This window comes from Enterobacter sp. MEB024 (assembly GCF_030209635.1).
Classification (GTDB): domain Bacteria; phylum Pseudomonadota; class Gammaproteobacteria; order Enterobacterales; family Enterobacteriaceae; genus Enterobacter; species Enterobacter ludwigii.
Genome location: NZ_JARVRQ010000015.1, coordinates 376,220 through 401,420, shown reverse-complemented (window position 1 = coordinate 401,420; position 25,201 = coordinate 376,220). Strand labels below are relative to the sequence as shown.

At 56.6% G+C, this 25,201-nt stretch carries 25 protein-coding genes; 13 read left to right on the top strand and 12 right to left on the bottom strand.

The annotated features are described in order from the left end of the window. Positions 1-110: 110 nt before the first annotated feature. The 4 genes from phoH to efeU all read right to left on the bottom strand — a co-directional run bounded on the left by phoH (position 111) and on the right by efeU (position 4,691). Positions 111-899 carry a phosphate starvation-inducible protein PhoH gene (gene phoH / locus QRN24_RS21645; RefSeq protein ID WP_024908976.1) on the bottom strand — a complete coding sequence of 263 codons (789 nt, stop codon included), beginning with the start codon at positions 897-899 and terminating at the stop codon, positions 111-113. A 499-nt stretch (positions 900-1,398) separates the two neighbouring features. Then, entirely contained in the window at positions 1,399-2,682 is a 1,284-nt protein-coding gene (efeB, locus tag QRN24_RS21640; RefSeq protein ID WP_020884708.1) for an iron uptake transporter deferrochelatase/peroxidase subunit, read from the bottom strand. A gap of 5 nt (positions 2,683-2,687) precedes the next feature. Then, on the bottom strand, positions 2,688-3,815 hold the full coding sequence (efeO, locus tag QRN24_RS21635) for an iron uptake system protein EfeO (protein WP_250368769.1): 1,128 nt from the start codon (positions 3,813-3,815) through the stop codon (positions 2,688-2,690). Between the two features lie 42 nt (positions 3,816-3,857). Then, positions 3,858-4,691, bottom strand: a complete 834-nt coding sequence (gene efeU, locus QRN24_RS21630; RefSeq protein ID WP_020884710.1) for an iron uptake transporter permease EfeU — start codon at positions 4,689-4,691, stop codon at positions 3,858-3,860. 251 nt (positions 4,692-4,942) lie between these two features. On the opposite strand from efeU, the gene QRN24_RS21625 reads away from it, so the two are divergent. After that, positions 4,943-6,127 (top strand): NupC/NupG family nucleoside CNT transporter, encoded by a 1,185-nt coding sequence (locus QRN24_RS21625; RefSeq protein ID WP_014169507.1) that lies wholly within the window; start codon positions 4,943-4,945, stop codon positions 6,125-6,127. 32 nt (positions 6,128-6,159) lie between these two features. On the opposite strand, the gene QRN24_RS21620 is transcribed toward QRN24_RS21625, so the two are convergent. Beyond that, positions 6,160-6,579 carry a DUF3574 domain-containing protein gene (locus QRN24_RS21620; protein ID WP_284943059.1) on the bottom strand — a complete coding sequence of 140 codons (420 nt, stop codon included), beginning with the start codon at positions 6,577-6,579 and terminating at the stop codon, positions 6,160-6,162. A 115-nt stretch (positions 6,580-6,694) separates the two neighbouring features. Next, positions 6,695-8,203, bottom strand: coding sequence for a sodium/proline symporter PutP (gene putP, locus QRN24_RS21615; RefSeq protein ID WP_284943058.1), 1,509 nt, complete (start codon positions 8,201-8,203; stop codon positions 6,695-6,697). Between the two features lie 423 nt (positions 8,204-8,626). Here putP and putA point away from each other — a divergent pair, with 423 nt between their 5' ends. Then, the gene (gene putA / locus QRN24_RS21610; protein ID WP_086463311.1) at positions 8,627-12,589 is read left to right on the top strand and encodes a trifunctional transcriptional regulator/proline dehydrogenase/L-glutamate gamma-semialdehyde dehydrogenase; all 3,963 of its coding nucleotides are present in this window, start codon (positions 8,627-8,629) and stop codon (positions 12,587-12,589) included. A gap of 101 nt (positions 12,590-12,690) precedes the next feature. Further along, positions 12,691-13,086 (top strand): lysozyme inhibitor LprI family protein, encoded by a 396-nt coding sequence (locus tag QRN24_RS21605; protein ID WP_020884714.1) that lies wholly within the window; start codon positions 12,691-12,693, stop codon positions 13,084-13,086. Here the strand turns inward: QRN24_RS21605 and rutR are convergent. After that, positions 13,083-13,721 (bottom strand): HTH-type transcriptional regulator RutR, encoded by a 639-nt coding sequence (gene rutR / locus QRN24_RS21600; RefSeq protein ID WP_020884715.1) that lies wholly within the window; start codon positions 13,719-13,721, stop codon positions 13,083-13,085. The two genes, QRN24_RS21605 and rutR, sit on opposite strands and share 4 nt — an antisense overlap. Before the next feature lie 243 nt (positions 13,722-13,964). On the opposite strand from rutR, the gene rutA reads away from it, so the two are divergent. Genes rutA through rutG form a run of 7 tightly spaced genes read left to right on the top strand, consistent with a single transcriptional unit; the run spans position 13,965 to position 19,405 of the window. Next, positions 13,965-15,056 carry a pyrimidine utilization protein A gene (gene rutA / locus QRN24_RS21595; RefSeq protein ID WP_025204484.1) on the top strand — a complete coding sequence of 364 codons (1,092 nt, stop codon included), beginning with the start codon at positions 13,965-13,967 and terminating at the stop codon, positions 15,054-15,056. Then, positions 15,056-15,745, top strand: coding sequence for a pyrimidine utilization protein B (gene rutB, locus QRN24_RS21590; RefSeq protein WP_020884717.1), 690 nt, complete (start codon positions 15,056-15,058; stop codon positions 15,743-15,745). The genes rutA and rutB overlap by 1 nt, the downstream gene beginning before the upstream one ends. Before the next feature lie 11 nt (positions 15,746-15,756). Then, positions 15,757-16,143, top strand: coding sequence for a pyrimidine utilization protein C (gene rutC / locus QRN24_RS21585; protein WP_232946493.1), 387 nt, complete (start codon positions 15,757-15,759; stop codon positions 16,141-16,143). A 7-nt stretch (positions 16,144-16,150) separates the two neighbouring features. Beyond that, positions 16,151-16,951, top strand: coding sequence for a pyrimidine utilization protein D (gene rutD / locus QRN24_RS21580; RefSeq protein ID WP_020884719.1), 801 nt, complete (start codon positions 16,151-16,153; stop codon positions 16,949-16,951). Positions 16,952-16,960: 9 nt separating this feature from the next. After that, positions 16,961-17,551 carry a malonic semialdehyde reductase gene (locus QRN24_RS21575; RefSeq protein WP_025204485.1) on the top strand — a complete coding sequence of 197 codons (591 nt, stop codon included), beginning with the start codon at positions 16,961-16,963 and terminating at the stop codon, positions 17,549-17,551. Between the two features lie 9 nt (positions 17,552-17,560). Further along, on the top strand, positions 17,561-18,055 hold the full coding sequence (gene rutF, locus QRN24_RS21570) for an NADH-dependent FMN reductase RutF (RefSeq protein WP_014169496.1): 495 nt from the start codon (positions 17,561-17,563) through the stop codon (positions 18,053-18,055). A 21-nt stretch (positions 18,056-18,076) separates the two neighbouring features. Continuing rightward, positions 18,077-19,405 carry a pyrimidine utilization transport protein G gene (rutG, locus tag QRN24_RS21565; RefSeq protein WP_014169495.1) on the top strand — a complete coding sequence of 443 codons (1,329 nt, stop codon included), beginning with the start codon at positions 18,077-18,079 and terminating at the stop codon, positions 19,403-19,405. On the opposite strand, the gene QRN24_RS21560 is transcribed toward rutG, so the two are convergent. Both QRN24_RS21560 and QRN24_RS21555 read right to left on the bottom strand, forming a co-directional pair. Beyond that, a complete protein-coding gene (locus tag QRN24_RS21560; RefSeq protein ID WP_032670558.1) occupies positions 19,393-20,316 on the bottom strand; it encodes a DMT family transporter in 924 nt (307 codons plus the stop codon). The genes rutG and QRN24_RS21560 overlap by 13 nt on opposite strands. Before the next feature lie 117 nt (positions 20,317-20,433). After that, positions 20,434-20,604, bottom strand: coding sequence for a con-10 family general stress protein (locus tag QRN24_RS21555; protein ID WP_001273664.1), 171 nt, complete (start codon positions 20,602-20,604; stop codon positions 20,434-20,436). Between the two features lie 391 nt (positions 20,605-20,995). Here QRN24_RS21555 and wrbA point away from each other — a divergent pair, with 391 nt between their 5' ends. Both wrbA and QRN24_RS21545 read left to right on the top strand, forming a co-directional pair. After that, complete coding sequence (gene wrbA / locus QRN24_RS21550) at positions 20,996-21,592, top strand: NAD(P)H:quinone oxidoreductase (protein WP_014169491.1); 597 nt, start codon at positions 20,996-20,998, stop codon at positions 21,590-21,592. Between the two features lie 18 nt (positions 21,593-21,610). After that, on the top strand, positions 21,611-21,838 hold the full coding sequence (locus tag QRN24_RS21545; RefSeq protein ID WP_014169490.1) for a YccJ family protein: 228 nt from the start codon (positions 21,611-21,613) through the stop codon (positions 21,836-21,838). A 32-nt stretch (positions 21,839-21,870) separates the two neighbouring features. Here QRN24_RS21545 and agp read toward each other — a convergent pair whose 3' ends face one another. Together agp and QRN24_RS21535 are read right to left on the bottom strand one after the other, a co-directional pair. Further along, positions 21,871-23,112 carry a bifunctional glucose-1-phosphatase/inositol phosphatase gene (gene agp / locus QRN24_RS21540; RefSeq protein WP_049023411.1) on the bottom strand — a complete coding sequence of 414 codons (1,242 nt, stop codon included), beginning with the start codon at positions 23,110-23,112 and terminating at the stop codon, positions 21,871-21,873. 86 nt (positions 23,113-23,198) lie between these two features. Then, complete coding sequence (locus QRN24_RS21535; RefSeq protein ID WP_014169488.1) at positions 23,199-23,558, bottom strand: winged helix-turn-helix transcriptional regulator; 360 nt, start codon at positions 23,556-23,558, stop codon at positions 23,199-23,201. A gap of 100 nt (positions 23,559-23,658) precedes the next feature. Between QRN24_RS21535 and QRN24_RS21530 the strand changes: the two genes are divergently transcribed. Further along, entirely contained in the window at positions 23,659-24,408 is a 750-nt protein-coding gene (locus QRN24_RS21530; RefSeq protein ID WP_020884725.1) for an SDR family oxidoreductase, read from the top strand. A 1-nt stretch (position 24,409) separates the two neighbouring features. On the opposite strand, the gene QRN24_RS21525 is transcribed toward QRN24_RS21530, so the two are convergent. Beyond that, entirely contained in the window at positions 24,410-24,913 is a 504-nt protein-coding gene (locus QRN24_RS21525) for a DedA family protein (RefSeq protein WP_025204489.1), read from the bottom strand. Positions 24,914-25,201 lie beyond the last annotated feature (288 nt).

Here is a 25,201-nt window from a genome sequence, read left to right as displayed (position 1 = left end):
AGATAAGAGCTCGTACGAAAGTACGGGCTTTTTTCTTTTATATTCCCCGGACAGGACGCCCGCACAAAAAACAAAGCCCGGTTTCCCGGGCTTTGAACACAACGGGTAACTCAATAGTACGCTTGCAGCGTGCGCTGGCAGAGCGCTGAACGCACGCAGTCTTCTTTCGTGAAGCGTACCACCCCAATCATCTCATCTTCCTCAAAACGTGACATGGCGTCGCTCAGTCCGGACTTCACGCCCGACGGCAGATCGCACTGGGTAATATCACCATTGACGATGACCGTCACGTTTTCCCCGAGGCGCGTTAAAAACATCTTCATTTGCGCTGCGGTCACGTTCTGAGCCTCGTCAAGAATGACGACCGCATTTTCAAATGTACGTCCGCGCATATAAGCGAACGGCGCGATTTCCACCTTGCCAATCTCTGGTCGCAGACAGTACTGCATAAAGGATGCTCCCAGACGTTTCACCAGCACGTCATAGACGGGCCTGAAGTAAGGGGCAAACTTCTCTGAAATATCTCCGGGCAAGAAGCCAAGATCTTCATCAGCCTGCAGTACCGGACGGGTGACAATAATTCTCTCCACGTCTTTATGGATCAGCGCCTCTGCCGCTTTGGCTGCACTGATCCACGTTTTCCCGCATCCGGCTTCGCCGGTTGCAAAGATGAGCTGTTTACTCTCGATAGCATTCAGGTAGTGCGCCTGAGCCTCATTGCGCGCCACAATTGGAGAATTATCACGGCTGTCTCGGGCCATGCCAATTGCTTCTACGCCACTCATCTGCACAAGCGAGGTGACCGATTCTTCTTCACGCTGTTTATGGCTACGTGAATCCCGTCTCAGCACACGTTTTGCTTCGCGACGAGCTTTGATCACTGCTTTTTGTCTTCCCATGGATAGCACCTTGAGTTGTTGGTATTCATCACACGTGCCAGTTTCAGCACGATTATGCGCACGAACATCAGAGGGTTGGCTTCCTTGTAAGCCATTGCTTGCTTTACCGGATGACGCAACAGAACGGCTACGCGCACCATTCTGCACGTCGGTCGAAAGAGATTCTTGAGTCGAGGGGGATAATTTTGTGGTGAGGAAATCGCTGCCGGAGTCTGAGCCTCCGCGCCGGGTGCTGCGGGTGTTTTGTTTACCATGTCCAGTACAGGACGCAACCATTCGCGATCTCCATAGTGATTCAGCATCACTGCCGGGAACTACCGCTGTCTTATCTTAAGTACATCAGGAGTTATCATAAATGCAACATTTATTTTACCTGAACGTAACTTTAAGACTGTCCCTACAGTGGAAATCAGTCTCATACAGGAATATTACAGAAATATAACAGCAGGACAGGCATATGAAAAAATAATGTCCCCGCGAATTATCGCAGGGACAATTATCAGGCTTCAATCAACCCTTGAGCGAGATAGGCGTTGCGATCGCGTGCGCCAGGCAGGGCAAAGAAATAACCGCCGCCGATGGGTTTAATGTACTCTTCCAGCGCTTCCCCGTTCAAGCGTTTCTGTACGGTCAGGAAGCCCTTCTCCAGGTCGTGCTGATAGCAGACAAACAGCAGCCCCATATCGAGCTGGCCGGCGTTGGTTACGCCAAGTGAATAGCTATATCCCCGACGCATCATCAGGCTGGATTGTGTCTCTTTGGTACGCGGATTGGCCAGGCGGATATGGCTGTCCAGCGCGATGACATCGCCATTCGGATCGCTGGCGTAGTCAGGCACATCATGCTCGTTCTTCATCCCGAGCGGAGCGCCACTCTGTTTATCGCGGCCAAAAATCGTCTGCTGCTCTTTGAGCGGCGTACGGTCCCAGAACTCCACGTGGAACTGAATAATCCGCACCGCCTGATAACTTCCCCCCACAGCCCATGCCGGCTCGCCCTGATCGGCCGTCACCCAGACCACCTCTTTCATGAGCGGGTCATTACGGCTGTCCGGGTTGGCCGTGCCGTCTTTAAAGCCCAGCAGGTTTACGGGCGTCTCTTTCCCTTTGCTGCGGGCGGCATGGTCAGAGATAAACCCTTCCCGCTTCCAGCGAACGCTCAGCAGGTCCGGCGTGTGCTTGATGATGTCGCGCAGCGCGTGGATCACCGTATCCTGGGTGTTGGCGCAAATTTGCAGGAGCAGATCGCCATGGCAGAGAGCAGCATCCAGAGAGTCATTCGGGAAACGCGTCATTTTCTGCAGCGCTTTTGGCTTCTGTTTTGCCAGCCCGTAGCGCGCATCAAACAGCGACTCACCGAGCGAAACGGTTATCGTCAGGTTATCCGGAGCGATAAATGCCCCGAGGATACCGGAGTCCATCGGCGGCAGACGCGGGTTAGGCGTGTCCGGCGCCGGACCACCGGCGGTGAGAAACGCGATGCGCGTCGTCAGCAGGCGGAACAAACGCTCAAGATCGGCTTTATCGCTTGCCAGCGAATCAAAAGCCACCAGCATCATGGAGGCCTGCTGTGGCGTCAGAATGCCCGACTGATGCTCGCCATAAAAAGGCTGCGTCTCCATGCGTGCATTGGGTGACAGCGTGCCTGGAGCACTTTGCGGTTTCGCCGCATGCGCCACCGGGCATCCTCCGGCCAGAGCAAGGGCGCCCCCCAGCGCCCCTACCCCTTTTAACAATCGACGACGTGAAGGTTCCACCACGTCGTGTTCATTCTGCTTGTTCATCGTGCTTAATCCAGACCCAGTACGCCACGCAGCAGGGAGAGATCTTCCGCCAGTGTGGTAATCGGGCCTTTCAGCGCGTTACGGTCGGCATCGGTCAGTTTATCGTAGGTTTCAAACCCGTCTTTGGTACGGTACTTCGCCAGAATGGTGTCGACTTTTTTGAAGTTGGCATCCACTTTCGCCAGCAGTTCGCTGTTATCTTTCTGCAGCTGAGGACGCAGCAGATCGACAATTTTCTGCGCGCCATCGACGTTCGCCTGGAAGTCCCACAGGTCGGTGTGGCTGTAACGGTCTTCTTCACCGCTGATTTTACTTGCCGCCACTTCTTCAATCAGACCCGCGGCACCGCCCACCACTTTTGATGGCGGGAAGGCCAGCTCGCCGATGCGTTTTTGCAGCTCAAGCACGTCACTGTTCAGCTGATCGGCATATTTATCCATCCCTTTAAGAGCGTTATCGCCAAACAGGGCTTTCTCCAGACGGTGGAAGCCGGTAAATTTCGGGTCGGCGGCTTTCTGCTCAAAATCATCTTCACGGGCATCAATGCTGCCATCCAGGTCAGAGAACAACTCGGCAATCGGCTCAATCCGCTCGTAATGCTGGCGGGTTGGCGCATACAGGGATTTCGCTTTCGCGATATCGCCCGCTTTTACTGCATCGGTGAAGGCTTTGGTACCGGTAGCCAGGTCCGCCGTCTCTTTGATGACATACGCTTTATAAGCAGTAATCGCATCACCCAGGCTCAACAGGGCCGTGCCTTTTGCGGCGTCGGCCGTGGCGTCGCCCTTCACGATAAGCTTGCCTTTAGGGTTCGTCAGCAGCCCGCAGGTCATCTCATATTCACCCGGCTGCAGGTTGGCGGTCATCTTCTGACTAAAGCCCGGCGCGATATTTTCACGCTCTTCCACCACCATGACGCCTTTCAGGATTTCCCACTCCAGCGCCTTCTGGCTGTGGTTCTGAATAATAAACTGGGTTTTGCCGCTGTTGACCGTGATGGTCATTGGCTCGCACTGCTTATCATTGACCGAAACCTTGACCTGCGGAACATCCGCGCCCCAGGCGGAAAATGCTGAAGCGAACAGCGCGGCAATGCCTGCGCATAACGCACTACGACGGAACTGAATTGCCATGACTCTTCCCTTTAAAAGTATGTTGTAACTAATGCAGACAGATTACGGCGCAACGCGCGACGTCTGAGTGCCGGTGCGCGGCGGCATGGCAAACAGCACCAGCGCCGGAACCAAATAGATAAAGTACATCGCCACTTCGCTGACGCTCGGCGTTTCCTGGTAACCAAAAATACCTTCGAGCAAGGTACCGGTCAGGGAGTGCGTTGAGAGCACGTTACTGAGGTCGAACGCCACTTCCTGGAAGTGATTCCACAGGCCCGCTTCGTGGAAAGCGCGGATCGCCCCCGCCGCCAGCCCAGCGGCCACCAGCAGAATAAACAGGCTAGTCCATTTAAAGAATGCACCCAGGTTAAGGCGAATGCCGCCCCAGTAGAGCAGGAAGCCCAGCACCACCGCAGTGGCCAGACCCAGCATCGCACCCAGCGGTGGCCAGATCCCCACATCCTGCTGAAATGCCGCCAGCAGGAAGAAAACCGACTCCAGCCCTTCCCGCGCCACGGCGAAAAAGACCATCATGATCAGCGCCCAGCCGTGGTTATTGCCCTTTTGCAGGGCGTTATCCACCGCCTGCTCCAGCTGCACCTTCACGTTGCGGGACACTTTACGCATCCAGAACACCATCCAGGTAAGGATTACCACGGCAATAACGGCCACGATCCCTTCAAACAACTCTTGCTCTTTCTGGGGAAACTCACCGGTGGTTTCATTGATAAGAATGCCAAGGCCCAGACAGAGTGCTGCGGCGAGGAATACCCCAATCCACATGACACCAATCCAGCGTCCACGCTGGGTTCGCTTCAGATAACTGGCGATGAGGCTGACGATGAGGGCCGCTTCGAGACCTTCACGTAACATAATGAGAAATGGAACAAACATGCCGACACCTTAAATGTTTATCGCGGTCAACTGATGCAAAGAAAGGTAAATTCTTGTGATAGTGATTATCATTACGCCAGCAAGAAAAACAAGCGAAATGTGTGTTGTTTTGATGACGAGTTGTAAACACCCAGCCTGGTAATAATTGCTGGCGTTATCGTTAAGTTTATAAGTTATAGCGAAAATGCCCATTTACGGTTAATCAGTGCTGTGGCTAAATATCTGCCTCAAAAACCAACTGAAAATTAACCATGTTTAACATTATCCATTTCCTGCTGGCGCTGGTGATTATTCTTGCGCTTGCCTGGCTGGTGAGTTTCGACCGCCGAAAAATTCGCATTCGTTTTGTTTTACAGCTGATTGTCATTGAAATAGCCCTGGCGTTCTTTTTCCTGCATGCCGAAAGCGGGCTGTTCATTATTAAATATGTCTCGGGATTCTTTGAGTCACTGCTGAAATTCGCGGCTGAAGGCACCAATTTCGTCTTTGGCGGGATGGGTGAAAAAGGACTGGCGTTCATTTTCCTCGGCGTACTTTGCCCGATTATTTTTATCTCCGCACTGATTGGTATTCTTCAGCACTGGCGAATTCTGCCGATTTTTATTCGGGTGATCGGGACACTGCTGTCAAAACTGAATGGCATGGGTAAGCTGGAATCGTTCAACGCGGTGAGCTCGCTGATCCTCGGACAGTCTGAAAACTTTATTGCCTACAAGGGTGTACTGGGCGACCTCTCCTCTCGTCGTCTCTTCACCATGGCGGCCACGGCCATGTCGACGGTATCTCTGTCGATTGTCGGTGCCTATATGACCATGCTCGACGCCAAATTTGTCGTTGCCGCGCTCATCCTGAACATGTTCAGCACCTTTATTATTCTCTCCATTATCAACCCGGCGCGCCCGGAAGCAGAGCCGGACATCAAGCTTGAAAAGCTGCACGAGTCCCAGAGCTTCTTCGAAATGCTTGGCGAGTATATTCTGGCCGGTTTTAAAGTGGCGATGATTATTCTGGCGATGCTGATTGGCTTTATTGCCCTTATTAGCGCCGTTAACGCCCTCTTCTCCAGCGTATTTGGTATGAGCTTCCAGCAGATCCTGGGCTATGTATTTTATCCGCTGGCGTGGCTGGTTGGTATTCCGCTGAGCGACGCGTTGAATGCCGGCAGTATTATGGCAACCAAGCTGGTCGCAAATGAATTTGTGGCAATGATTGAGCTGCAAAAAATTGCGCATCAGATGTCACCACGCGGACTGGGCATTTTGTCCGTTTTCCTGGTGTCGTTCGCTAACTTTGCCTCTATCGGCATTGTGGCCGGGGCGATCAAAGGCCTGAACGAGCAACAGGGGAACGTGGTATCGCGTTTTGGCTTACGTCTGGTGTATGGCGCGACGCTGGTCAGTTTGCTGTCCGCCAGCTTTGCAGGACTGGTGCTGTAAGCGATAACGGCGGGTTCTCCCGCCGTCTTTCATTAAAACTGCACGCACACCGGCTGATCGACCCGCATCACCGACTCCTGCGCGAAGCGTGATTTATAAATACCGCGCAACGCTTCAATATTCTTCTCGCTCTGCGCATCTTTACCGTGGATCAGCATAAGCGCCTTGCTCGGTTCACGCGCCACTTTCCCGTCGTTACCCAGCCACTGCCCGCGCGCATCAAAGACCGTCAGGCCATCGCGAAAACGCGGCGTCACGTCCTGGTCAACGAACTGCTGCCACTCGCCGGTGGTGATTTGCGCCCCTGCGGGACGGTTTAGCCCGAAATAGAGCGTGGTTTGCTGCATCTGGTTATCCGCTTTGCAGGTCTCCATCGCCGCGTGTTGCGACGGCACACTGCAGCCCGCCAGCATCAATACTGCCGCTGCCATTACCCCTGTTTTGATTGTCATGCTTCGCTATCCTCATTGTTATAAGCACAGCGATATCATCGTAAATTGCGGATTTTGGCAAGAAAAAAGCCGGGTAGCGCGCGCGCTTACCCGGCCTGACTATCAGCGAAAAAGATTACTCAGCCTGCAGCTTAGACGGCGGTGCAGTGTGATAGTGTGCGTCTGCTTCAGCAAAACGTTTCTGCATTGAGGCAGAAGGCGCTTTACCCAGCAGGCTGAACACCACAATGCCGATACTGCCGAAGATGAAGCCCGGGATAATTTCGTACAGACCGAGCCAGGCGAACTGCTTCCAGACGATCACGGTAAGCGCACCGATAATCATCCCCGCCAGCGCGCCGTTGCGGGTCATGCGCGACCACAGCACCGAGAAGAGCACCACCGGACCAAACGCCGCACCAAAGCCCGCCCACGCGTAGCTCACCAGGCCCAGCACGCGGTTCTCAGGGTTTGCCGCCAGCGCAATGGCAATTAAGGCCACCACCAGCACCATGAAACGCCCCACCCATACCAGCTCTTTCTGGCTCGCATCTTTACGCAGGAACGCTTTGTAGAGGTCTTCGGTGATTGCACTTGAGCAGACCAGCAGCTGGCAGCTCAGGGTGGACATCACGGCCGCCAGGATCGCGGAGAGCAGAATACCGGCAATCCACGGGTTGAACAGAATGCCCGCCAGTTCGATGAACACACGCTCGGCGTTCTGGTTTACTGCACCTGCCTGCGCCGGGTTATTGTTGAAGTAAGCGATGCCGAAGAAGCCAACCGCACAGGCACCCGCCAGACAGAGGATCATCCACGTCATACTGATACGACGGGCATGAACAATCGTGTGGTGAGAGTCAGCGGCCATGAAGCGCGCCAGAATGTGTGGCTGACCGAAGTAGCCCAGACCCCAGCCCATCAGAGAAACGATGGCGGCAAAGTTCAGCCCTTTCAGCATGTCGACGTTTTCAATGCTCTTCTGCTTAATCACTTCCAGCGAATCAGCAAAGCCGCCGACGGTGAAGATGACAATGACTGGCGTCAGGATCAGAGCGAAGATCATCAGGCTCGCCTGCACGGTGTCAGTCCAGCTTACGGCCAGGAAACCGCCCACGAAGGTATAGAGAATGGTTGCCGCAGCACCGGCCCACAGCGCCGTTTCATAGCTCATGCCGAAGGTGCTTTCGAACAGGCGCGCACCGGCCACAATGCCAGAGGCACAATAGATGGTGAAGAACACGAGGATAACCAGCGCAGAGATAATGCGCAGCACGCGGCTGTTATCTTCAAAGCGTCCGGTGAAGTAATCCGGCAGGGTCAACGCATTGTTGTTGGCTTCGGTATGCACGCGCAGACGGCCCGCAACCAGCTTCCAGTTGATCCATGCCCCGACGGTCAGGCCAATGGCGATCCAGCTTTCAGAAATACCGGAGATGAAAATCGCCCCCGGCAGCCCCATCAGCAGCCAGCCGCTCATGTCGGACGCGCCCGCAGAGAGTGCGGTGACCATCGGCCCTAAGCTACGCCCGCCCAGAATGTAGTCGTCAAAGTTCTTTGTTGAACGCCATGCCAAAAACCCTATCAGGATCATGCCAAATATATAAACGAGAAATGTCACCAGCATCGGTGTGCTAATTGCCATTTAAATTCTCCAAAATGTCGAGCGACAACCGTCCGGGTTGCCTTGTTATGTCATCACCGGAACGTAGTGATGTGTGTATGTGTTTCTGTTGGCCGCGCGTATCCTGCCGTAAGCAGTGCTCGCACACAAACGATTTAACACTGCATTTACATCAAATTCATCCCTGGTTTTATACGTCTTTCGTATAGGTTGCACTCGCTCACGCTTTTACGGGTTGCACCTTTTAAAAGTGTTAAGTCCCGCATAAAAACAGGCCTCTCATCCAGAAGCCAGCACTTTTTTCCAGCTAACCATCTCTTAACAATCCATTCATTTCCTGGGTTGCAAACCAGGTCACATTTAACACGGTTGCACAAAGTTGCAACATGGTGGATATTTCACGCTATCGATAGCACACGACGACAGAACAACAGGAGCTTTGGCATGGGTATGACCACCATGGGGGTTAAGCTGGATGACGCAACCCGCGAACGGATTAAGACCGCAGCAACCCGCATTGACCGCACGCCGCACTGGCTAATCAAGCAGGCGATTTTTAACTACCTCGAAAGACTCGAAAGCGATGAGGGGCTGCCAGAGCTGCCCGCGCTGCTGGCGGGTGCAGCCAATGAAAGTGATGAGGTTTCCGCCGCTGCTGACGAAAACCATCAGCCGTTCCTTGAATTCGCCGAGCAGATCCTGCCTCAGTCGGTCAGCCGCGCCGCCATTACCGGTGCTTACCGTCGTGCCGAAACCGACGCCGTACCGATGCTGCTGGAGCAGGCCCGTCTGCCAGAAGCCATTGCCTCTCAGGCGCACAGCCTGGCGTATCAGCTTGCCGACAAACTGCGTAACCAGAAAAATGCCACCGGCCGCGCCGGAATGGTACAGGGTCTGCTGCAGGAGTTTTCCCTCTCCTCTCAGGAGGGCGTAGCGCTGATGTGTCTGGCGGAAGCGCTGTTGCGTATTCCTGACAAAGCCACCCGTGACGCACTGATCCGCGACAAAATCAGCAACGGTAACTGGCAGTCACACATTGGCCGCAGCCCGTCGCTGTTCGTCAACGCGGCGACCTGGGGCCTGCTGTTTACCGGCCGACTGGTCTCGACTCATAACGAAGCCAACCTCTCTCGCTCCCTGAACCGCATCATCGGCAAGAGCGGTGAACCGCTGATCCGCAAAGGCGTGGATATGGCGATGCGCCTGATGGGCGAGCAGTTTGTTACCGGCGAAACCATCGCGGAAGCGCTGGCCAACGCCCGTAAGCTCGAAGATAAAGGTTTCCGCTACTCTTACGACATGCTGGGTGAAGCGGCGCTGACCGCCGCCGACGCGCAGGCTTATATGGTCTCTTACCAGCAGGCGATTCACGCCATTGGTAAAGCGTCAAACGGTCGCGGTATTTATGAAGGCCCGGGGATCTCCATCAAGCTCTCGGCCCTGCATCCGCGCTACAGCCGTGCGCAGTACGACCGGGTGATGGAAGAGCTCTATCCGCGCCTGAAATCCCTGACCCTGCTGGCGCGCCAGTACGACATCGGTATCAACATCGATGCCGAAGAGGCCGACCGCCTGGAGATCTCCCTCGATCTGCTGGAAAAACTGTGCTTCGAGCCGGAGCTGGCAGGCTGGAATGGAATTGGTTTCGTTATCCAGGCGTATCAGAAACGTTGTCCGTTCGTGATTGATTACCTGATTGACCTGGCAAGCCGCAGCCGCCGTCGCCTGATGATCCGCCTGGTAAAAGGCGCCTACTGGGACAGCGAAATTAAACGCGCCCAGATGGAAGGTCTGGAAGGCTATCCGGTCTATACCCGCAAGGTTTACACCGATGTCTCATACCTTGCCTGCGCGAAAAAACTGCTCGGCGTGCCGAACCTGATTTACCCGCAGTTTGCCACCCATAACGCCCACACCCTGGCGGCCATCTACAGCCTGGCCGGACAGAACTACTATCCGGGTCAGTATGAGTTCCAGTGCTTGCACGGCATGGGTGAACCGCTGTACGAGCAGGTCACCGGTAAAGTGGCGGATGGCAAACTGAACCGTCCGTGCCGTATTTATGCCCCGGTGGGCACCCATGAAACCCTGCTGGCGTACCTGGTGCGTCGTCTGCTGGAGAACGGGGCGAACACCTCCTTCGTTAACCGTATCGCCGATACCACCCTGCCGCTTGACGAACTGGTTGCCGATCCGGTGCAGGCGGTTGAGAAGATGGCGGCCCAGGAAGGTCAGATTGGCCTGCCGCATCCGAAGATCCCGCTGCCGCGTGAACTGTACGGCAAAGGTCGCGTGAACTCCGCGGGCCTGGACCTGGCGAACGAACACCGTCTGGCCTCCCTCTCCTCCGCCCTGCTCAACAGCGCGCTGCAGAAATGGCAGGCCAAACCGATTCTGGAGCAGCCCGTCGCTGATGGCGAAATGCAGCCCGTGATTAACCCGGCGGAGCCAAAAGATATCGTCGGCTACGTGCGGGAAGCAACCGAAGCAGAAGTGGATCAGGCGCTGGACAGCGCGGTGAATAACGCGCCAATCTGGTTCGCGACGCCGCCGCAAGAGCGTGGCGCCATTCTGGAACGTGCTGCGGTGCTGATGGAAGACCAGATGCAGTCGCTCATCGGGATCCTGGTGCGCGAAGCAGGTAAAACCTTCAGCAACGCCATTGCCGAAGTTCGTGAAGCGGTCGACTTCCTGCACTACTACGCAGGCCAGGTTCGTGATGATTTCGATAACGAAACCCACCGTCCTCTCGGTCCGGTGGTGTGTATCAGTCCGTGGAACTTCCCGCTGGCGATCTTCACCGGCCAGATTGCCGCCGCACTTGCCGCAGGCAACAGCGTGCTGGCAAAACCGGCGGAGCAGACCCCGCTGATTGCCGCTCAGGGTATTAACATTCTGCTGGAAGCGGGCGTGCCTGCGGGTGTCATACAGCTGTTGCCGGGCCGCGGTGAAACGGTCGGGGCGAAACTGACCGCCGATAACCGTGTGCGCGGCGTGATGTTTACCGGCTCAACTGAAGTGGCCTCCCTGCTGCAGCGCAACATCGCCACCCGTCTTGATGCACAGGGGCGTCCAACGCCGCTCATCGCTGAAACCGGCGGCATGAACGCCATGATCGTCGACTCCTCCGCGCTCACCGAGCAGGTGGTGGTCGATGTTCTCGCCTCCGCCTTCGACAGCGCGGGCCAGCGCTGTTCCGCCCTGCGCGTGCTGTGTCTGCAGGATGACGTGGCAGACCACACGCTGAAGATGCTGCGCGGCGCGATGGGCGAATGTCGTATGGGTAACCCGGGTCGTCTCACGACCGATATCGGGCCGGTTATCGACGCGGAAGCCAAAGCAAATATCGAAAACCACATTCAGACCATGCGCGCCAAAGGCCGTCCGGTCTTCCAGGCCGTGCGTGAAAACAGCGAGGATGCCCGCGAGTGGCAGACCGGCACCTTTGTGCCGCCAACGCTGATTGAACTGGCCAGCTTCGACGAGCTGAAAAAAGAGGTCTTTGGCCCGGTATTGCACGTGGTGCGCTACAACCGTAACAACCTCAACGAGCTGATTGAACAGATTAACGCCTCCGGCTATGGCCTGACCCTCGGCGTGCATACCCGCATCGATGAGACCATCGCTCAGGTGACCGGCAGCGCTAAAGTAGGCAACCTGTACGTCAACCGTAACATGGTCGGCGCGGTGGTGGGCGTACAGCCGTTCGGCGGTGAAGGTCTGTCAGGTACCGGTCCAAAAGCCGGTGGTCCACTCTACCTGTACCGTCTGCTGGCAAACCGTCCGGACAATGCGCTCGGCGTGACGCTGGCACGTCAGGATGCCGAACGTCCGGTGGACGCGCAGCTGAAGGCCGTGCTGACACAGCCGCTTGAAGCGCTCATCACGTGGGCAGAAAAACGCCCGGAACTGCGCGCTGTCGCACAGCAGTATGGCGAACTGGCGCAGGCGGGTACCCAGCGCCTGCTGCCGGGGCCAACCGGTGAGCGCAACACCTGGACGCTGATGCCGCGCGAGCGCGTGCTGTGCGTGGCGGACAACGAGCAGGATGCGCTGGTCCAGCTGGCCGCCGCTGCTGCAACCGGTTGTGAAGTGCTGTGGCCGGAAGATGCACTGCATCGTGACCTCGCGAAACAGCTGCCGAAAGCGGTCTCTGCCCGCATTCATTTTGCGAAGCCCGATGCTCTGCTGACTCAGCCGTTTGATGCCGTTATCTATCACGGTGATTCCGACCAGCTGCGCGAACTGTGCGAGCAGGTGGCGGCCCGCAGCGGTGCGATTGTTTCGGTGCAGGGCTTTGCCCGCGGCGAAACCAATCTGCTGCTGGAACGTCTGTACGTTGAACGCTCGCTCAGCGTGAACACCGCGGCGGCGGGCGGTAACGCGAGCCTGATGACAATCGGTTAATCGTGTAAAATATCCCCGGTGGCACTACGCTTACCGGGGTGACAAAAAAACCCAGGGCCGGATAAGCACAGCGCATCCGGCTTTTTTACATGGAGGGGATGATGAAAAGATATCTGATCGCGGGGGCTGCATTGCTGCTGAGCGCGAACGCGCTGGCAGAAGAGTGCGCAAATGCGACCACCCAGCTTGAAATGAACACCTGTACGGCGCAGCAGTACCAGGCAGCCGATAAAAAACTGAATCAGACGTATCAGGCTGCCATCAAACGCGCAGAAGCCCCACAGCGTGAGCTTCTGAAAAAGGCACAGCAGGCGTGGATTGCCCTGCGCGATGCCGACTGCAACTTTATCGGGTCGGGTACTGAGGGAGGCAGCGTCCAGCCGATGATCATCAGCCAGTGCCTGAACGAAAAAACCGTTGAGCGTGAAGCGTTTCTTGCCTCACTGATGCAGTGTGAAGAGGGCGATTTAAGCTGCCCTCTTCCGCCGGGAAACTAACGCACGCGGATCCCTTCAATGATCATCTGCTGAACGTTTTCCAGCGTGCTGTGGAAAAACGCCTCATCCTGGAGCGTTTTACCGGTCACCGCTTCAACCTGGGCCGCAAAGTCAGCGTAATGCTGAGTGGAGGCCCAAATCATAAAGATCAGATGATGTGGGTCAACTGGAGCCAGCTTCCCGCCCGCCACCCATCCGGCAATAATGGCCGATTTCTCGTCAACCAGCTGTTTTAAATCCCCGGTCAGTTCCGCCTGCAACAGCGGTGCGCCCTGCAGCATCTCCAGACAGAACAGCCGTGACGCCTGCGGATAATCACGCGACACCTCCAGCTTCAGGCGAATGTACTCCCTGATTGCCACCAGCGGGGCAAGCTCTTCGCGAAACGCCTTGAGCGGCGCCAGCCAGATATCGAGGATCTGCTGCATCACCGCAATATAAAGCGCCTCTTTCGACGGGTAGTAGTAGAGCAGATTCGTTTTCGACACCCCGGCCTGTTCCGCCACCTGCTCAAGGCGCGTGCCATGAATACCAAACTGCGAAAAGGTCTCCAGCGCCGCACCGAGGATGGCCTGCTTCTTCGCACTGACCGCCTGCGAACGTTTACCGGGTGTTTTCACTGCACCTTGTGTCATTCCCGCTCTCCATATTTTGCGTTGCCATCAGCATAGCAAAACCCCTCACCGACCACGACACTCTGCACTCCGATCGCGCATGAATGCCTGTTTTCTGTGCAATGTTTTTGACCATTTAGTCCACATTTGCATACCTCAATTAACCAACCATTGATTAACACATTAATAACAAAGCCATTTTCAAAACTGGCATTGCCTTTGCAAAACCCTCTTTACCTGCAACGTCGTAAAGAGAGGTTCGTGATGAAAATTGGCGTATTTGTACCTATCGGCAACAACGGCTGGCTAATCTCGACCACCGCCCCGCAATACATGCCTACTTTTGAGCTGAATAAGGCCATTGTGCAAAAGGCGGAGCACTACCATTTCGATTTTGCACTTTCGATGATCAAGCTGCGGGGTTTCGGCGGAAAAACCGAATTCTGGGATCACAACCTGGAGTCCTTCACCCTGATGGCCGGGCTGGCAGCCGTCACCTCGCGCATTCAGATCTACGCGACAGCCGCCACCCTCACCCTGCCGCCAGCGATCGTTGCCAGAATGGCCTCCACCATCGACTCCATCTCCGGTGGTCGCTTTGGCGTTAACCTGGTTACGGGCTGGCAAAAACCTGAATATGAGCAGATGGGGATCTGGCCGGGCGACGAGTATTTCTCCCGCCGCTACGACTACCTGACCGAGTATGTGCAGGTGCTGCGCGATCTCTGGGGCACCGGCAAAAGCGACTTCAAAGGTGATTACTTCACCATGAACGACTGCCGCGTCAGCCCGCAGCCTTCCGCCCCGATGAAAGTGATCTGCGCCGGGCAGAGCGACGCAGGAATGGAATTCTCCGCTAAATACGCCGACTTCAACTTCTGCTTTGGCAAAGGCGTGAATACCCCAGCCGCCTTCGCCCCGACCGCGGCACGCATGAAAGAGGCCGCGGACAAAACCGGTCGCGATGTGGGTTCCTATGTCCTGTTTATGGTCATTGCCGACGAAACCGACGACGCCGCCCGCGCGAAATGGGAACGGTATAAGGCGGGCGCGGACGATGAAGCGCTGAGCTGGCTCACCGAACAGAGCCAGAAAGATACCCGTTCCGGCTCGGACACCAACGTCCGTCAGATGGCCGACCCGACCTCAGCGGTCAACATCAACATGGGCACGCTGGTCGGTTCCTATGCCAGCGTCGCCAGAATGCTCGATGAAGTGGCCGCCGTGCCCGGTGCGGAAGGCGTGCTGCTGACCTTCGATGAGTTCCTGACCGGTGTGGAAACATTCGGCGAGCGCATTCAGCCGCTGATGCAGTGCCGCGCCCACATTCCTGCCATCACAAAGGAGGTCGCGTAATGACCACGCTTGCAGCACGTCCGGAAGCCATCACCTTTGCGCCGCACCAAAGCGCCCTGATTGTGGTGGATATGCAAAACGCCTATGCCAGCCAGGGCGGCTATCTGGATCTGGCGGGATTTGACGTCTCCGCCACCCGACCGGTGATTGAGAACATTAAAACCGCCGTCAACGCAGCCCGCGCGGCAGGCATGCTGATCGTCTGGTTCCAGAACGGCTGGGACGATCAATATGTGGAGGCCGGTGGCCCGGGATCTCCCAATTTCCATAAATCGAACGCCCTGAAAACCATGCGCAAACGGCCCGAACTGCAGGGCACACTGCTGGCGAAAGGCAGCTGGGATTACCAGCTGGTGGATGAGCTGGTGCCAGAGGCAGGCGATATCGTGCTGCCCAAACCGCGCTACAGCGGCTTTTTTAACACCCCGCTCGACAGCCTGCTGCGCAGCCGGGGGATCCGTCATCTGGTCTTTACCGGCATCGCTACCAACGTCTGCGTGGAATCCACCCTGCGCGACGGCTTCTTCCTGGAATATTTTGGCGTGGTGCTGGAAGACGCCACCCATCAGGCCGGGCCGGCGTTTGCGCAGCAAGCGGCCCTGTTCAACATCGAAACCTTTTTTGGCTGGGTCAGCAACGTCGCGGATTTTTGCGACGCCCTGAATCCACCGTTAGCCCGTATTGCCTGAGGAACAAGACCATGCCGAAATCCGTGATTATTCCGCCAGGAAACAGTACCCCGATTGCCCCGTTCGTGCCCGGCACGCTGGCCGATGGTGTGGTGTATGTATCCGGCACGCTGCCGTTTGATCAGCACAATAACGTGGTCTACCCCAACGACCCAAAGGCGCAAACCCGCCACGTGCTGGAGACGATCAAAAAAGTGATCGAAACAGCGGGTGGCACAATGGAGGATGTGACGTTCAACAGTATCTTTATCACCGACTGGAAAAACTACGCCGCGATTAACGACATTTACGCCGAGTTCTTTCCCGGTGATAAACCGGCCCGGTTCTGCATTCAGTGTGGGCTGGTGAAGCCAGATGCGCTGGTTGAAATCGCGACCGTTGCACACATCGCAAAGTGAGGCGGCCATGAAGCTCTCTGTCTCACCTCCCCCTTACGACGGCGCGCCCACGGTTGTCCTGATTGCCGGGCTTGGCGGGGGCGGCAGCTACTGGCTACCGCAGCTTGCCGTCCTGGAGCAAGAGTACCAGGTGGTGTGCTACGACCAGCGCGGGACGGGCAATAATCCCGACGTGCTGCCGGAAGCCTACAGCCTGGCGATGATGGCCGACGAGCTGGCCCGGGCGCTGAATGCCGCCGGGATCGTTCGTTACTGCGTCGTGGGTCATGCGCTGGGGGCGCTGATCGGCCTGCAGCTGGCGCTCGACCACCCCGATGCCCTCAGCGCGCTGGTGTGCGTGAACGGCTGGCTCACTCTGAATGCTCATACCCGACGCTGTTTCCAGATCCGTGAACGCCTGCTTCATGCAGGCGGCGCACAGGCGTGGGTAGAGGCGCAGCCGCTGTTTCTTTACCCGGCCGACTGGATGGCCGCCCGCGCGCCGCGCCTGGAGGCCGAAGAGGCCCTGGCACTGGCCCACTTCCAGGGCAAAAACAACCTGCTGCACAGGCTGAATGCCCTGAAGAAAGCGGACTTCAGTCGCCATGCCTCACGCATTCACTGCCCGGTACACCTTATCTGCTCCGCCGACGATCTGCTCATCCCTGCGGTCTGTTCCACTGAGCTGCAGGCGGCCATCCCCGGCAGCCACAAGGTGGTAATGCGCCAGGGCGGGCACGCCTGCAACGTCACCGAGCCAGAAACTTTTAATACGCTGCTGCTGAACGGGCTTGCCAGCCTGCTGCACAGCCCTGAACCCGCTTTATAAGGAGCCCTGATGAGCGAAGCGATTACCCCTGGCGCGCTGGCATCACTGTTTACCGGCGCACGCACCCATAACGGCTGGCAGGCGATCCCCGTCAGCGACGAGACGCTGCGCGAGATCTACGACCTGATGAAATGGGGTCCCACGTCCGCCAACTGCTCGCCAGCGCGGATTGTGTTTGTACGAAGCGCAGAGGGAAAAGAAAAACTGCGCCCGGCGCTTTCCAGCGGCAACCTGGAGAAAACCCTCACCGCCCCGGTCACGGCGATTGTCGCCTGGGATAGTGAATTTTATGAACGCCTTCCCGCCCTGTTCCCCCACGGGGATGCGCGGAGCTGGTTTACCTCAAGCCCGGCGCTTGCCGAAGAGACAGCCTTTCGCAACAGCGCGATGCAGGCGGCTTACCTGATTTTCGCCTGTCGGGCGCTGGGGCTCGATACGGGCCCGATGTCAGGCTTTGATCGCCAAAAAGTCGACGACGCGTTTTTCACCGGCACGTCGCTGAAAAGTAATCTGCTTATCAATATTGGCTATGGCGATACCAGCAAACTCTACGGCCGTTTGCCGCGTCTGGCCTTTGAAGACGCATGCGCACTGGCATAAGGAGCCACCATGATGACACCCGATAAACAAACCTTCCGTGATGCCATGGCCTGCGTCGGTGCGGCGGTCAATATCATCACCACCGACGGTCCTGCCGGGATGGCGGGTTTCACCGCCAGCGCGGTGTGCAGCGTAACGGATTCACCGCCCACGCTGCTGGTATGCCTGAACCGTGGCGCATCCGTCTGGCCGACCTTCAGTGAAAACCGCACCCTGTGCGTCAATACCCTGAGCGCCGGACAAGAGCCGCTATCAAACCTGTTTGGGGGGAAAACCCCGATGGACGAGCGCTTCGCCGCCGCGCGCTGGGAGACCGGCGAAACGGGGTGCCCGCGTCTGGAGGAGGCGCTGGCCTCGTTTGACTGCCGTATCAGCCAGGTGGTGAGCGTGGGCACGCACGACATCCTGTTTTGCGACATCGTTTCGATTATTCGCCACCCCGCGCCGCAAGGGCTGGTGTGGTTTGACCGCGGCTATCACGCGCTTATGCGACCCGCCTGTTAACCCTCCTTAAGGAGTCAGCTCATGGCAATGTTCGGTTTTCCCCACTGGCAGTTGAAATCGACCTCTACAGAACCTGGCGTGGTCGCGCCGGATGAAAGGCTCCCGCTCGGGCCAACCTTAGTGATGGGGGTTCAGCACGCGGTCGCGATGTTCGGCGCAACGGTGCTGATGCCCATGCTGATGGGGCTTGATCCCAATCTGTCCATTCTGATGTCGGGTATCGGTACCCTGCTGTTCTTTTTCATCACCGGCGGGCGCGTGCCCAGCTATCTTGGTTCCAGCGCTGCGTTTGTCGGCGTGGTCATCGCCACCACCGGCTTTAACGGTCAGGGTATCAACCCGAATCTGAGCGTCGCGCTCGGCGGCATTATCGCCTGCGGGCTGGTCTACACGCTGATTGGCCTGGTGGTCATGAAGGTCGGGACGCGCTGGATAGAGCGGATGATGCCTCCCGTCGTCACCGGGGCTGTGGTGATGGCAATTGGTCTGAACCTTGCGCCAATAGCCGTCAGAAGCGTCTCCGGTTCGCCCTTTGAAAGCTGGATGGCGGTGATCACGGTACTCTGCATTGGCCTGGTGGCGGTGTTTACGCGGGGGATGATCCAGCGACTGTTGATCCTGGTGGGGTTAATCGTTGCCTGTCTGGTGTACGCCCTGCTGGCAAACGTCTTCGGTCTGGGCAAGCCGGTTGATTTTACACTGTTGCATAACGCCGCCTGGTTCGGCCTGCCGCAGGTGACGTCTCCGGTCTTTAACACGCAGGCGATGATGTTAATCGCGCCGGTTGCGGTGATCCTGGTGGCAGAAAACTTAGGCCATCTGAAAGCCGTTGCGGGTATGACCGGGCGCAGCATGGACCCTTACATGGGCCGCGCCTTTGTCGGCGACGGTCTGGCTACCATGCTCTCCGGCTCGGTCGGCGGTAGCGGCGTAACGACCTACGCTGAAAATATTGGTGTGATGGCAGTGACCAAAGTTTACTCCACCCTGGTCTTCGTGGCGGCAGCGGTGATGGCGATGCTCCTCGGCTTCTCACCGAAATTCGGCGCGCTGATCCACACCATTCCCGCGCCGGTGATTGGTGGGGCATCGATTGTGGTATTTGGTCTGATTGCCGTTGCCGGGGCACGCATCTGGGTGCAGCATCGTGTCGATCTGAGCCAGAACAGCAACCTGATTATGGTGGCGGTCACGCTGGTGCTGGGGGCGGGAGATTTTGCCCTGACGCTGGGCGGCTTCACCCTTGGTGGGATTGGCACCGCAACCTTTGGCGCAATCCTGCTTAACGCCCTGCTGAGCCGCCGGGAAGCGGCTGCACCGCAGGGCGACGTGGTACATCAGGACTCTTGATTTATCGCAGCGCTGTCACGCTCAGGCAGCGCTTTTTTCTTCCGTTTCAGCTTCAGCTCACTCACCAGCACGCCGGCGACAATAAACGCCGCACCCACCAGCGCCAGCAGCGGTAAACGCTCTCCGGCGATACGCCCGAAAATGCCCGCCCATACCGGTTCACCGGTATAGATAACCGTCGCACGCGTCGGGGAAACGCTGCGCTGCGCCCAGTTCATGGTGACCTGGATAATGGCGCTAAAGATACCCAGCCCCAGCGCCACCACAACCAGCCCGGTAGACATCGGCGGAACAGACTCCCCTGCCGGCACCATGGTGGCAAAAGCCACCAGCGACGCGGTCGCCAGCTGAACCACGGTGACGCGCTTGACGTCCACTTTGCCAGCCCAGGCGCTGATCAGAATAATTTCCGCGGCAATCGCGATAGCGCCCACCAGCGTAATGATTTCGCCCGGCCCCAGCGCCAGCAGGTTATTTTCCGGCCCGGCAAGCAAGATAAGGCCAACAAACGCCAGCACGATCCCCGTGCAGGACATCAGACCCGGTATTCTCCCCAGACAGAGCCATTGCAGTAACGGCACCAGTGGCACATACATGGCGGTGATAAACGCCGATTTGCTGCTGGTGATGGTCTGCAATCCCCACGTCTGCAGGCTGTAGCCCATGGCAATCGCAACCCCAATGGCCACCCCGGCCTTCAGTTCTTTAAGCGTCAGCCCACGCAAGGTTTTAAGCGAGAGTAACCCCACGGCAATCGCCGCCGTCGCAAAGCGCAGGCCGACAAAAAAGAACGGACCGCTCAGCGTGACCGCGTACTGGACGGCGAGAAAGGTTCCGCCCCAGAACATGGTGATCAGAATGAGAAGCGCTTCCTGAGGTTTGACGGAGAATGTGAAACGGGAGAGAGACATGCGGCACCAGCAAATAAGCATCAATCCTCTAGTGTGCGATGCCTTTGGTGACAGTTCAATGTTGCAGAAATAAAAAACCGCCGGGAGATCCCGGCGGCAGGGTATCAGCCCGGCGTATTACTTATTGCTGCCATGACTGTTTTTGCCCCCTTTTTTGCCAGCTTCTGATGCCCGCTGAGGGTCATTTTTGAAATTCCCCCCGCTAGACTGGCCACCTTTACGACCTGCTTCTGATGCTCTTTCACGGTCTTCAGCGAAATTACCTGAACCACCACGATGGTTTGCCATCTCTAACCTCCAGAGTGTGAAACATTAGACATCATATTGCATTCAGTAAAAGAGGATTCTTTCACCGCGCGGCTGAAGGACAGTGCCTTTATCTGTGCCACGTGAAATTAAGCTTAGTGGAATGCGGCTATCCGGCAAGTCAGAGGTAATATTCTGCAACATGATCTCAGCCATTCGGGTGAGATTACGCGACGGCCATTTATAAGCCTTTCTTATCATTTTAAAAATCCGCAGCGGGAAAGTTGTTTCATTTTGCTACAAAGCGCTTTTGTATCCATATTGTTATAAATCAAAGAAATGCCGTTCATTTTTGCAGTCTGGCTGTGATGACTTATCTTTAAATGAACGCAGCGATCCGCTGTCAGAAAACACAAACGAGGAGTGATGCAAAATGGCAAAAGTTCTGGTGCTCTATTATTCCATGTATGGACACATTGAAACCATGGCTCACGCGGTAGCAGAAGGTGCAAACAGAGTGGACGGCGTAGAAGTTGTGGTGAAACGCGTACCGGAAACGATGCAGGCTGAGGCGTTCGCCAAAGCCGGGGGGAAAACACAAAATGCCCCGGTTGCCACCCCGCAGGAACTGGCTGATTACGATGCCATTATTTTCGGCACCCCTACCCGATTTGGCAATATGTCAGGCCAGATGCGGACCTTCCTCGATCAAACCGGAGGACTTTGGGCATCCGGAGCGTTATACGGCAAACTCGCCAGCGTCTTCAGCTCCACCGGGACCGGCGGCGGTCAGGAGCAGACGATTACGTCAACCTGGACTACCCTTGCTCATCATGGGATGGTGATTGTGCCGATTGGCTACGGCGCGCAGGAACTGTTTGATATTTCCCAGGTTCGTGGCGGGACACCGTACGGCGCCACCACCATTGCCGGTGGCGATGGCTCCCGACAGCCGAGCAACGAAGAGCTCACTATCGCCCGCTATCAGGGTGAGTATGTCGCAGGCCTCGCCAAAAAACTGAACGGCTAACTCAACAGGAGGACAAGCATGCCAACTCAAGAATCCAAAGCCCACCGCGTGGGTGAATGGGCAAGTTTACGCAACACCTCTCCGGAGATCGCCGAAGCCATTTTTGAAGTCGCGAACTATGACGAGAAGCTGGCAGAGCAGATTTGGGAAGAAGGCAGCGATGAAGTGCTGGAACGTGCCTTCGGGAAAACGGACAAAGACGCGCTCTTCTGGGGTGAGCAAACCATCGAACGTAAAAACGTCTGAACGTTTCCCCCCGCCTGAGCGGGGGGTTTTACCTATTTCGCCGCGTTATTCATCACCGCATTGAATTTATCGATTGGGCAAAAACCGTTCGCATCAACCGGACACCCCTTCAGCTCCAGCGTCACACGCTGTGCCGGCGCATCCAGTGATAATACGCTGGCGTTACGCAACTGGTCGGCGCTCTGATAGACATACTCAATCTTCATGAGCTCCTGGTTGGCGTTTTTATCATGCCAGCGCTGGAAAACAATTTTCCCGCCAATTGGCGTCCGCTCGTGCTGGTCATGCAGCTGGTACGGTTTGAAATCCAGCGCCGTAAGCAGCGACGCGATATTGGAATCATGCCCCACCAGCAGGGTGATTTTCGGCGCTTTCGCCTGCCCGGTGACGAGGGCCTGGTCGATATACTTCACCAGCGGTTTGGCCACGTTTTGCGCCACCTCGGTGGAGGTAAACAGCGAGTCCTGATAGCCATTTTTCAGCTGCGACAACACGCGCCACTGTTGATCGGTTTTAATTTCACCCCAGGCAACCTGGTCTGCCGGGAAGCCTTCGTAATACTGCAGCGTGAAGGCATCCACCAGCGAGTTACCGACTTTTAACGGCCCCGATACGCCAGGTTCTTTTTCATAGTCGGCGCTGAAGGTATCTTTCGCCTCTGCCAGCGAGCACACGTTCTTCTCTTTACAGGACGGTGAATCGGCGTAATTCGTCATCTGCTCCAGCAGCTTGTAGCTCTCGCCAAGCTGCATTTTCTGCCGCTCAGTCTCCATCGCCTTCAGCGCTTTTTCACGGAATTCAGGTGAGTTATCCGTAATCACCGGGTTAAAGGTCGGATCCATGGTGCCCATTTTTTCCTGATGATGCACAGGCACATCGCACCCCGGGAAGGCGCCGGTGATAAAGAACTGCGCGGTGGCGACAGTGCGCTGCAGGCTGTTGGCATAGGCATATACGCTATCCGCGGCCGGGCACTCGCCGGTTTTCACCATCCCCTGCTGTGCCAGCCACTCGCGCATATAGTGGCCCATATAGACTTCAAGCACGCCACCTTTGGTGGTGAGCTGGCCGCCTGGCACCTCCCATTCTGGCCACTGCTTCGGTGTGGATTGCTCGAGCACGCTGCCATTGTTGGCGAGCGGCGCGCGCAAATTATGGCGACTCATGATTAAAACTTGTTCCAGCTGATACCCTTCCGGCGTCTCTTGCGCCTGCACGCCAGATGTCACTGCAATGGAACCGGCGATTGCCAGCGCGAGTAGTGCTTTTCTCATCCCTAATTCCTCACTCGTTTTAAAATGTCGCAGTGAGTGTGACAGATTCGTGACAATTTTCCGGGAAGCGTTTCGCAAACTGAGGATTACTTTTCAAGGCGATCGCCGTATTCGCTCATCCAGTCGGCCAGCGGGGAGAGCGCGCTCTGGAGGGTTAATCCCAGCGCGGTTATCTGATACTCCACCCGCGGTGGGATCTCCGGGTAGATAGTGCGCGACACCAGCCCGCGCTGCTCAAACAGGCGCAACTGCTTCGTGAGCTCTTTTTGCGTGATGGGGGCAGCGGCGCGCAGCAGATCGCCAAACCGGACCGGTGCATTGAGCATAATCAGGCGATAGAGCACCGGGATGGCCCACTTACCGGAAATCAGGTTTACAAACTGCGTCATCGGGCAGAGATAAACCTCAGATTTTTTTTCACAGGGTATATTGAGTGATTCCGCCATAGCACACCTCTAGCCTCATTAGTATCCAAATGGTACCTGGTTTCCTTTCGATACTAACGTTTCTATAGTGCTTTCTCCAGAGTCATTTCAGGAGAAGCACATGGGTCGTTTAGCAGGTAAATATACGCTGATTACCGGCGGCACTTCCGGTATTGGTCTCGCTACCGCGCAGGAATTTATTGCCGAAGGGGCGCACGTTGCTGTCACCGGACGTAACCCGGATACCCTTGCCGAAGCACAACGCATTCTGGGCGATAATGCCTGGGTTATTCCGACCGATGCGGGTGACATCGCCGCGCAAAAAGCGCTGGCGGACACGCTCGCCTCTCGCTGGTCGCGTCTTGATGCCGTGTTTATTAACGCCGGCGATGTGACGCACGGGCTGCTTGAAGAGTGGCAGGAAGACGCCTGGGATCGCCTGATGGGCATCAACCTTAAAGGACCGTTCTTTTTGATTCAGGCCCTGCTGCCGCTGCTCAATAATCCCTCCTCTGTGATCCTGTGCGGGTCCGTGAGCGCCCGCATCGGGCTGCCTGCCAGCAGCGTTTATGCCGCCAGCAAGGCGGGATTACTGTCGCTGGCACGCACGCTGTCAGGGGAGCTGTTGCCGCGCGGTATTCGCGTCAACGGCCTGAGCCCGGGTCCGGTGGAAACACCGGCATTTAATAAAACGGGGTTAAGCGAGGAAGCGCTCAAGGCGATGCTGGGGGATATCACCAAACTTGTGCCGCTGGGCAGAATGGGCACGCCGACGGAGCTGGCGAAAGCCGCACTCTATCTTGCCTCTGACGAATCGCGCTATATGGTGGGAACGGAACTGCTGGTCGACGGCGGAATGGGAAACCTGTAGGTCAAAAGGCGCTGATGCCGGTGACGATGCCGACATACAGCGCCGCCCATACGACGGCTGAAATCAGGCTTACCGCGTAAACCTTCGCCGCGTTCAGTCTGAGCATGCCCGCTGCCAGCGGGACGATATAGCGCAGCACCGCCAGGAAACGCGCGGTAAAGAGCACCAGCACGCCGTTTTTCTGCAGCTGATGTTGTACCCGCAAAAATTTCTCGGCGTGCCGGGAGGTGAAGCGCGTGACCAGCCGCGTGTGGCCCATCAACTGGCCGATATGATAATTCAATACCGACCCTGTTGCGGCACCCGCCGCGACAGCCAGCCACGTCAGTCCCGGATGCAGGCTGGTCTGGCTGACGGTGATCCCTGCCAGCAGCATCACCGAGGCCGGCGGAAGCACGGAGGAAACCAGTACCGTAGACTTGCTCAGCGCGATGACGAAAAGCAGCGCGAACAGATGCGTCGGATAGAGCGCAAAATGATTCAGCAGATTGTCAAACCACGTCATATTCCACCCCGCAGCGTTCGTGATGCTGACCATTAGAAACGAACAACCTTAAATGGGGTATCAACCGCTCAGACCTCCAGCAGGAAGGCATTAACGACACGCGAAAATGTCAGCGCCATTTAGAAACACAGAGGTGTGGAATTATACTCTCTTGAGCAATAACCTCCGTCATTGATGAATAATCGATGTCATTAATACGCGGGATTAAATTATTGTTCTAAACGTTTCTTAAACGTCTTTTAAATTCCACAGCGCGATGTTTAAAGTGGCGTATTATCCCTCTCGTTT

Bases quoted from the DNA above. Each gene is read 5' to 3' on its own strand.
- phoH (WP_024908976.1), bottom strand. From the start codon at position 899: ATGGGAAGACAAAAAGCAGTGATCAAAGCTCGTCGCGAAGCAAAACGT.
- efeB (WP_020884708.1), bottom strand. From the start codon at position 2,682: ATGAACAAGCAGAATGAACACGACGTGGTGGAACCTTCACGTCGTCGA.
- efeO (WP_250368769.1), bottom strand. From the start codon at position 3,815: ATGGCAATTCAGTTCCGTCGTAGTGCGTTATGCGCAGGCATTGCCGCG.
- efeU (WP_020884710.1), bottom strand. From the start codon at position 4,691: ATGTTTGTTCCATTTCTCATTATGTTACGTGAAGGTCTCGAAGCGGCC.
- QRN24_RS21625 (WP_014169507.1), top strand. From the start codon at position 4,943: ATGTTTAACATTATCCATTTCCTGCTGGCGCTGGTGATTATTCTTGCG.
- QRN24_RS21620 (WP_284943059.1), bottom strand. From the start codon at position 6,579: ATGACAATCAAAACAGGGGTAATGGCAGCGGCAGTATTGATGCTGGCG.
- putP (WP_284943058.1), bottom strand. From the start codon at position 8,203: ATGGCAATTAGCACACCGATGCTGGTGACATTTCTCGTTTATATATTT.
- putA (WP_086463311.1), top strand. From the start codon at position 8,627: ATGGGTATGACCACCATGGGGGTTAAGCTGGATGACGCAACCCGCGAA.
- QRN24_RS21605 (WP_020884714.1), top strand. From the start codon at position 12,691: ATGAAAAGATATCTGATCGCGGGGGCTGCATTGCTGCTGAGCGCGAAC.
- rutR (WP_020884715.1), bottom strand. From the start codon at position 13,721: ATGACACAAGGTGCAGTGAAAACACCCGGTAAACGTTCGCAGGCGGTC.
- rutA (WP_025204484.1), top strand. From the start codon at position 13,965: ATGAAAATTGGCGTATTTGTACCTATCGGCAACAACGGCTGGCTAATC.
- rutB (WP_020884717.1), top strand. From the start codon at position 15,056: ATGACCACGCTTGCAGCACGTCCGGAAGCCATCACCTTTGCGCCGCAC.
- rutC (WP_232946493.1), top strand. From the start codon at position 15,757: ATGCCGAAATCCGTGATTATTCCGCCAGGAAACAGTACCCCGATTGCC.
- rutD (WP_020884719.1), top strand. From the start codon at position 16,151: ATGAAGCTCTCTGTCTCACCTCCCCCTTACGACGGCGCGCCCACGGTT.
- QRN24_RS21575 (WP_025204485.1), top strand. From the start codon at position 16,961: ATGAGCGAAGCGATTACCCCTGGCGCGCTGGCATCACTGTTTACCGGC.
- rutF (WP_014169496.1), top strand. From the start codon at position 17,561: ATGATGACACCCGATAAACAAACCTTCCGTGATGCCATGGCCTGCGTC.
- rutG (WP_014169495.1), top strand. From the start codon at position 18,077: ATGGCAATGTTCGGTTTTCCCCACTGGCAGTTGAAATCGACCTCTACA.
- QRN24_RS21560 (WP_032670558.1), bottom strand. From the start codon at position 20,316: ATGTCTCTCTCCCGTTTCACATTCTCCGTCAAACCTCAGGAAGCGCTT.
- QRN24_RS21555 (WP_001273664.1), bottom strand. From the start codon at position 20,604: ATGGCAAACCATCGTGGTGGTTCAGGTAATTTCGCTGAAGACCGTGAA.
- wrbA (WP_014169491.1), top strand. From the start codon at position 20,996: ATGGCAAAAGTTCTGGTGCTCTATTATTCCATGTATGGACACATTGAA.
- QRN24_RS21545 (WP_014169490.1), top strand. From the start codon at position 21,611: ATGCCAACTCAAGAATCCAAAGCCCACCGCGTGGGTGAATGGGCAAGT.
- agp (WP_049023411.1), bottom strand. From the start codon at position 23,112: ATGAGAAAAGCACTACTCGCGCTGGCAATCGCCGGTTCCATTGCAGTG.
- QRN24_RS21535 (WP_014169488.1), bottom strand. From the start codon at position 23,558: ATGGCGGAATCACTCAATATACCCTGTGAAAAAAAATCTGAGGTTTAT.
- QRN24_RS21530 (WP_020884725.1), top strand. From the start codon at position 23,659: ATGGGTCGTTTAGCAGGTAAATATACGCTGATTACCGGCGGCACTTCC.
- QRN24_RS21525 (WP_025204489.1), bottom strand. From the start codon at position 24,913: ATGACGTGGTTTGACAATCTGCTGAATCATTTTGCGCTCTATCCGACG.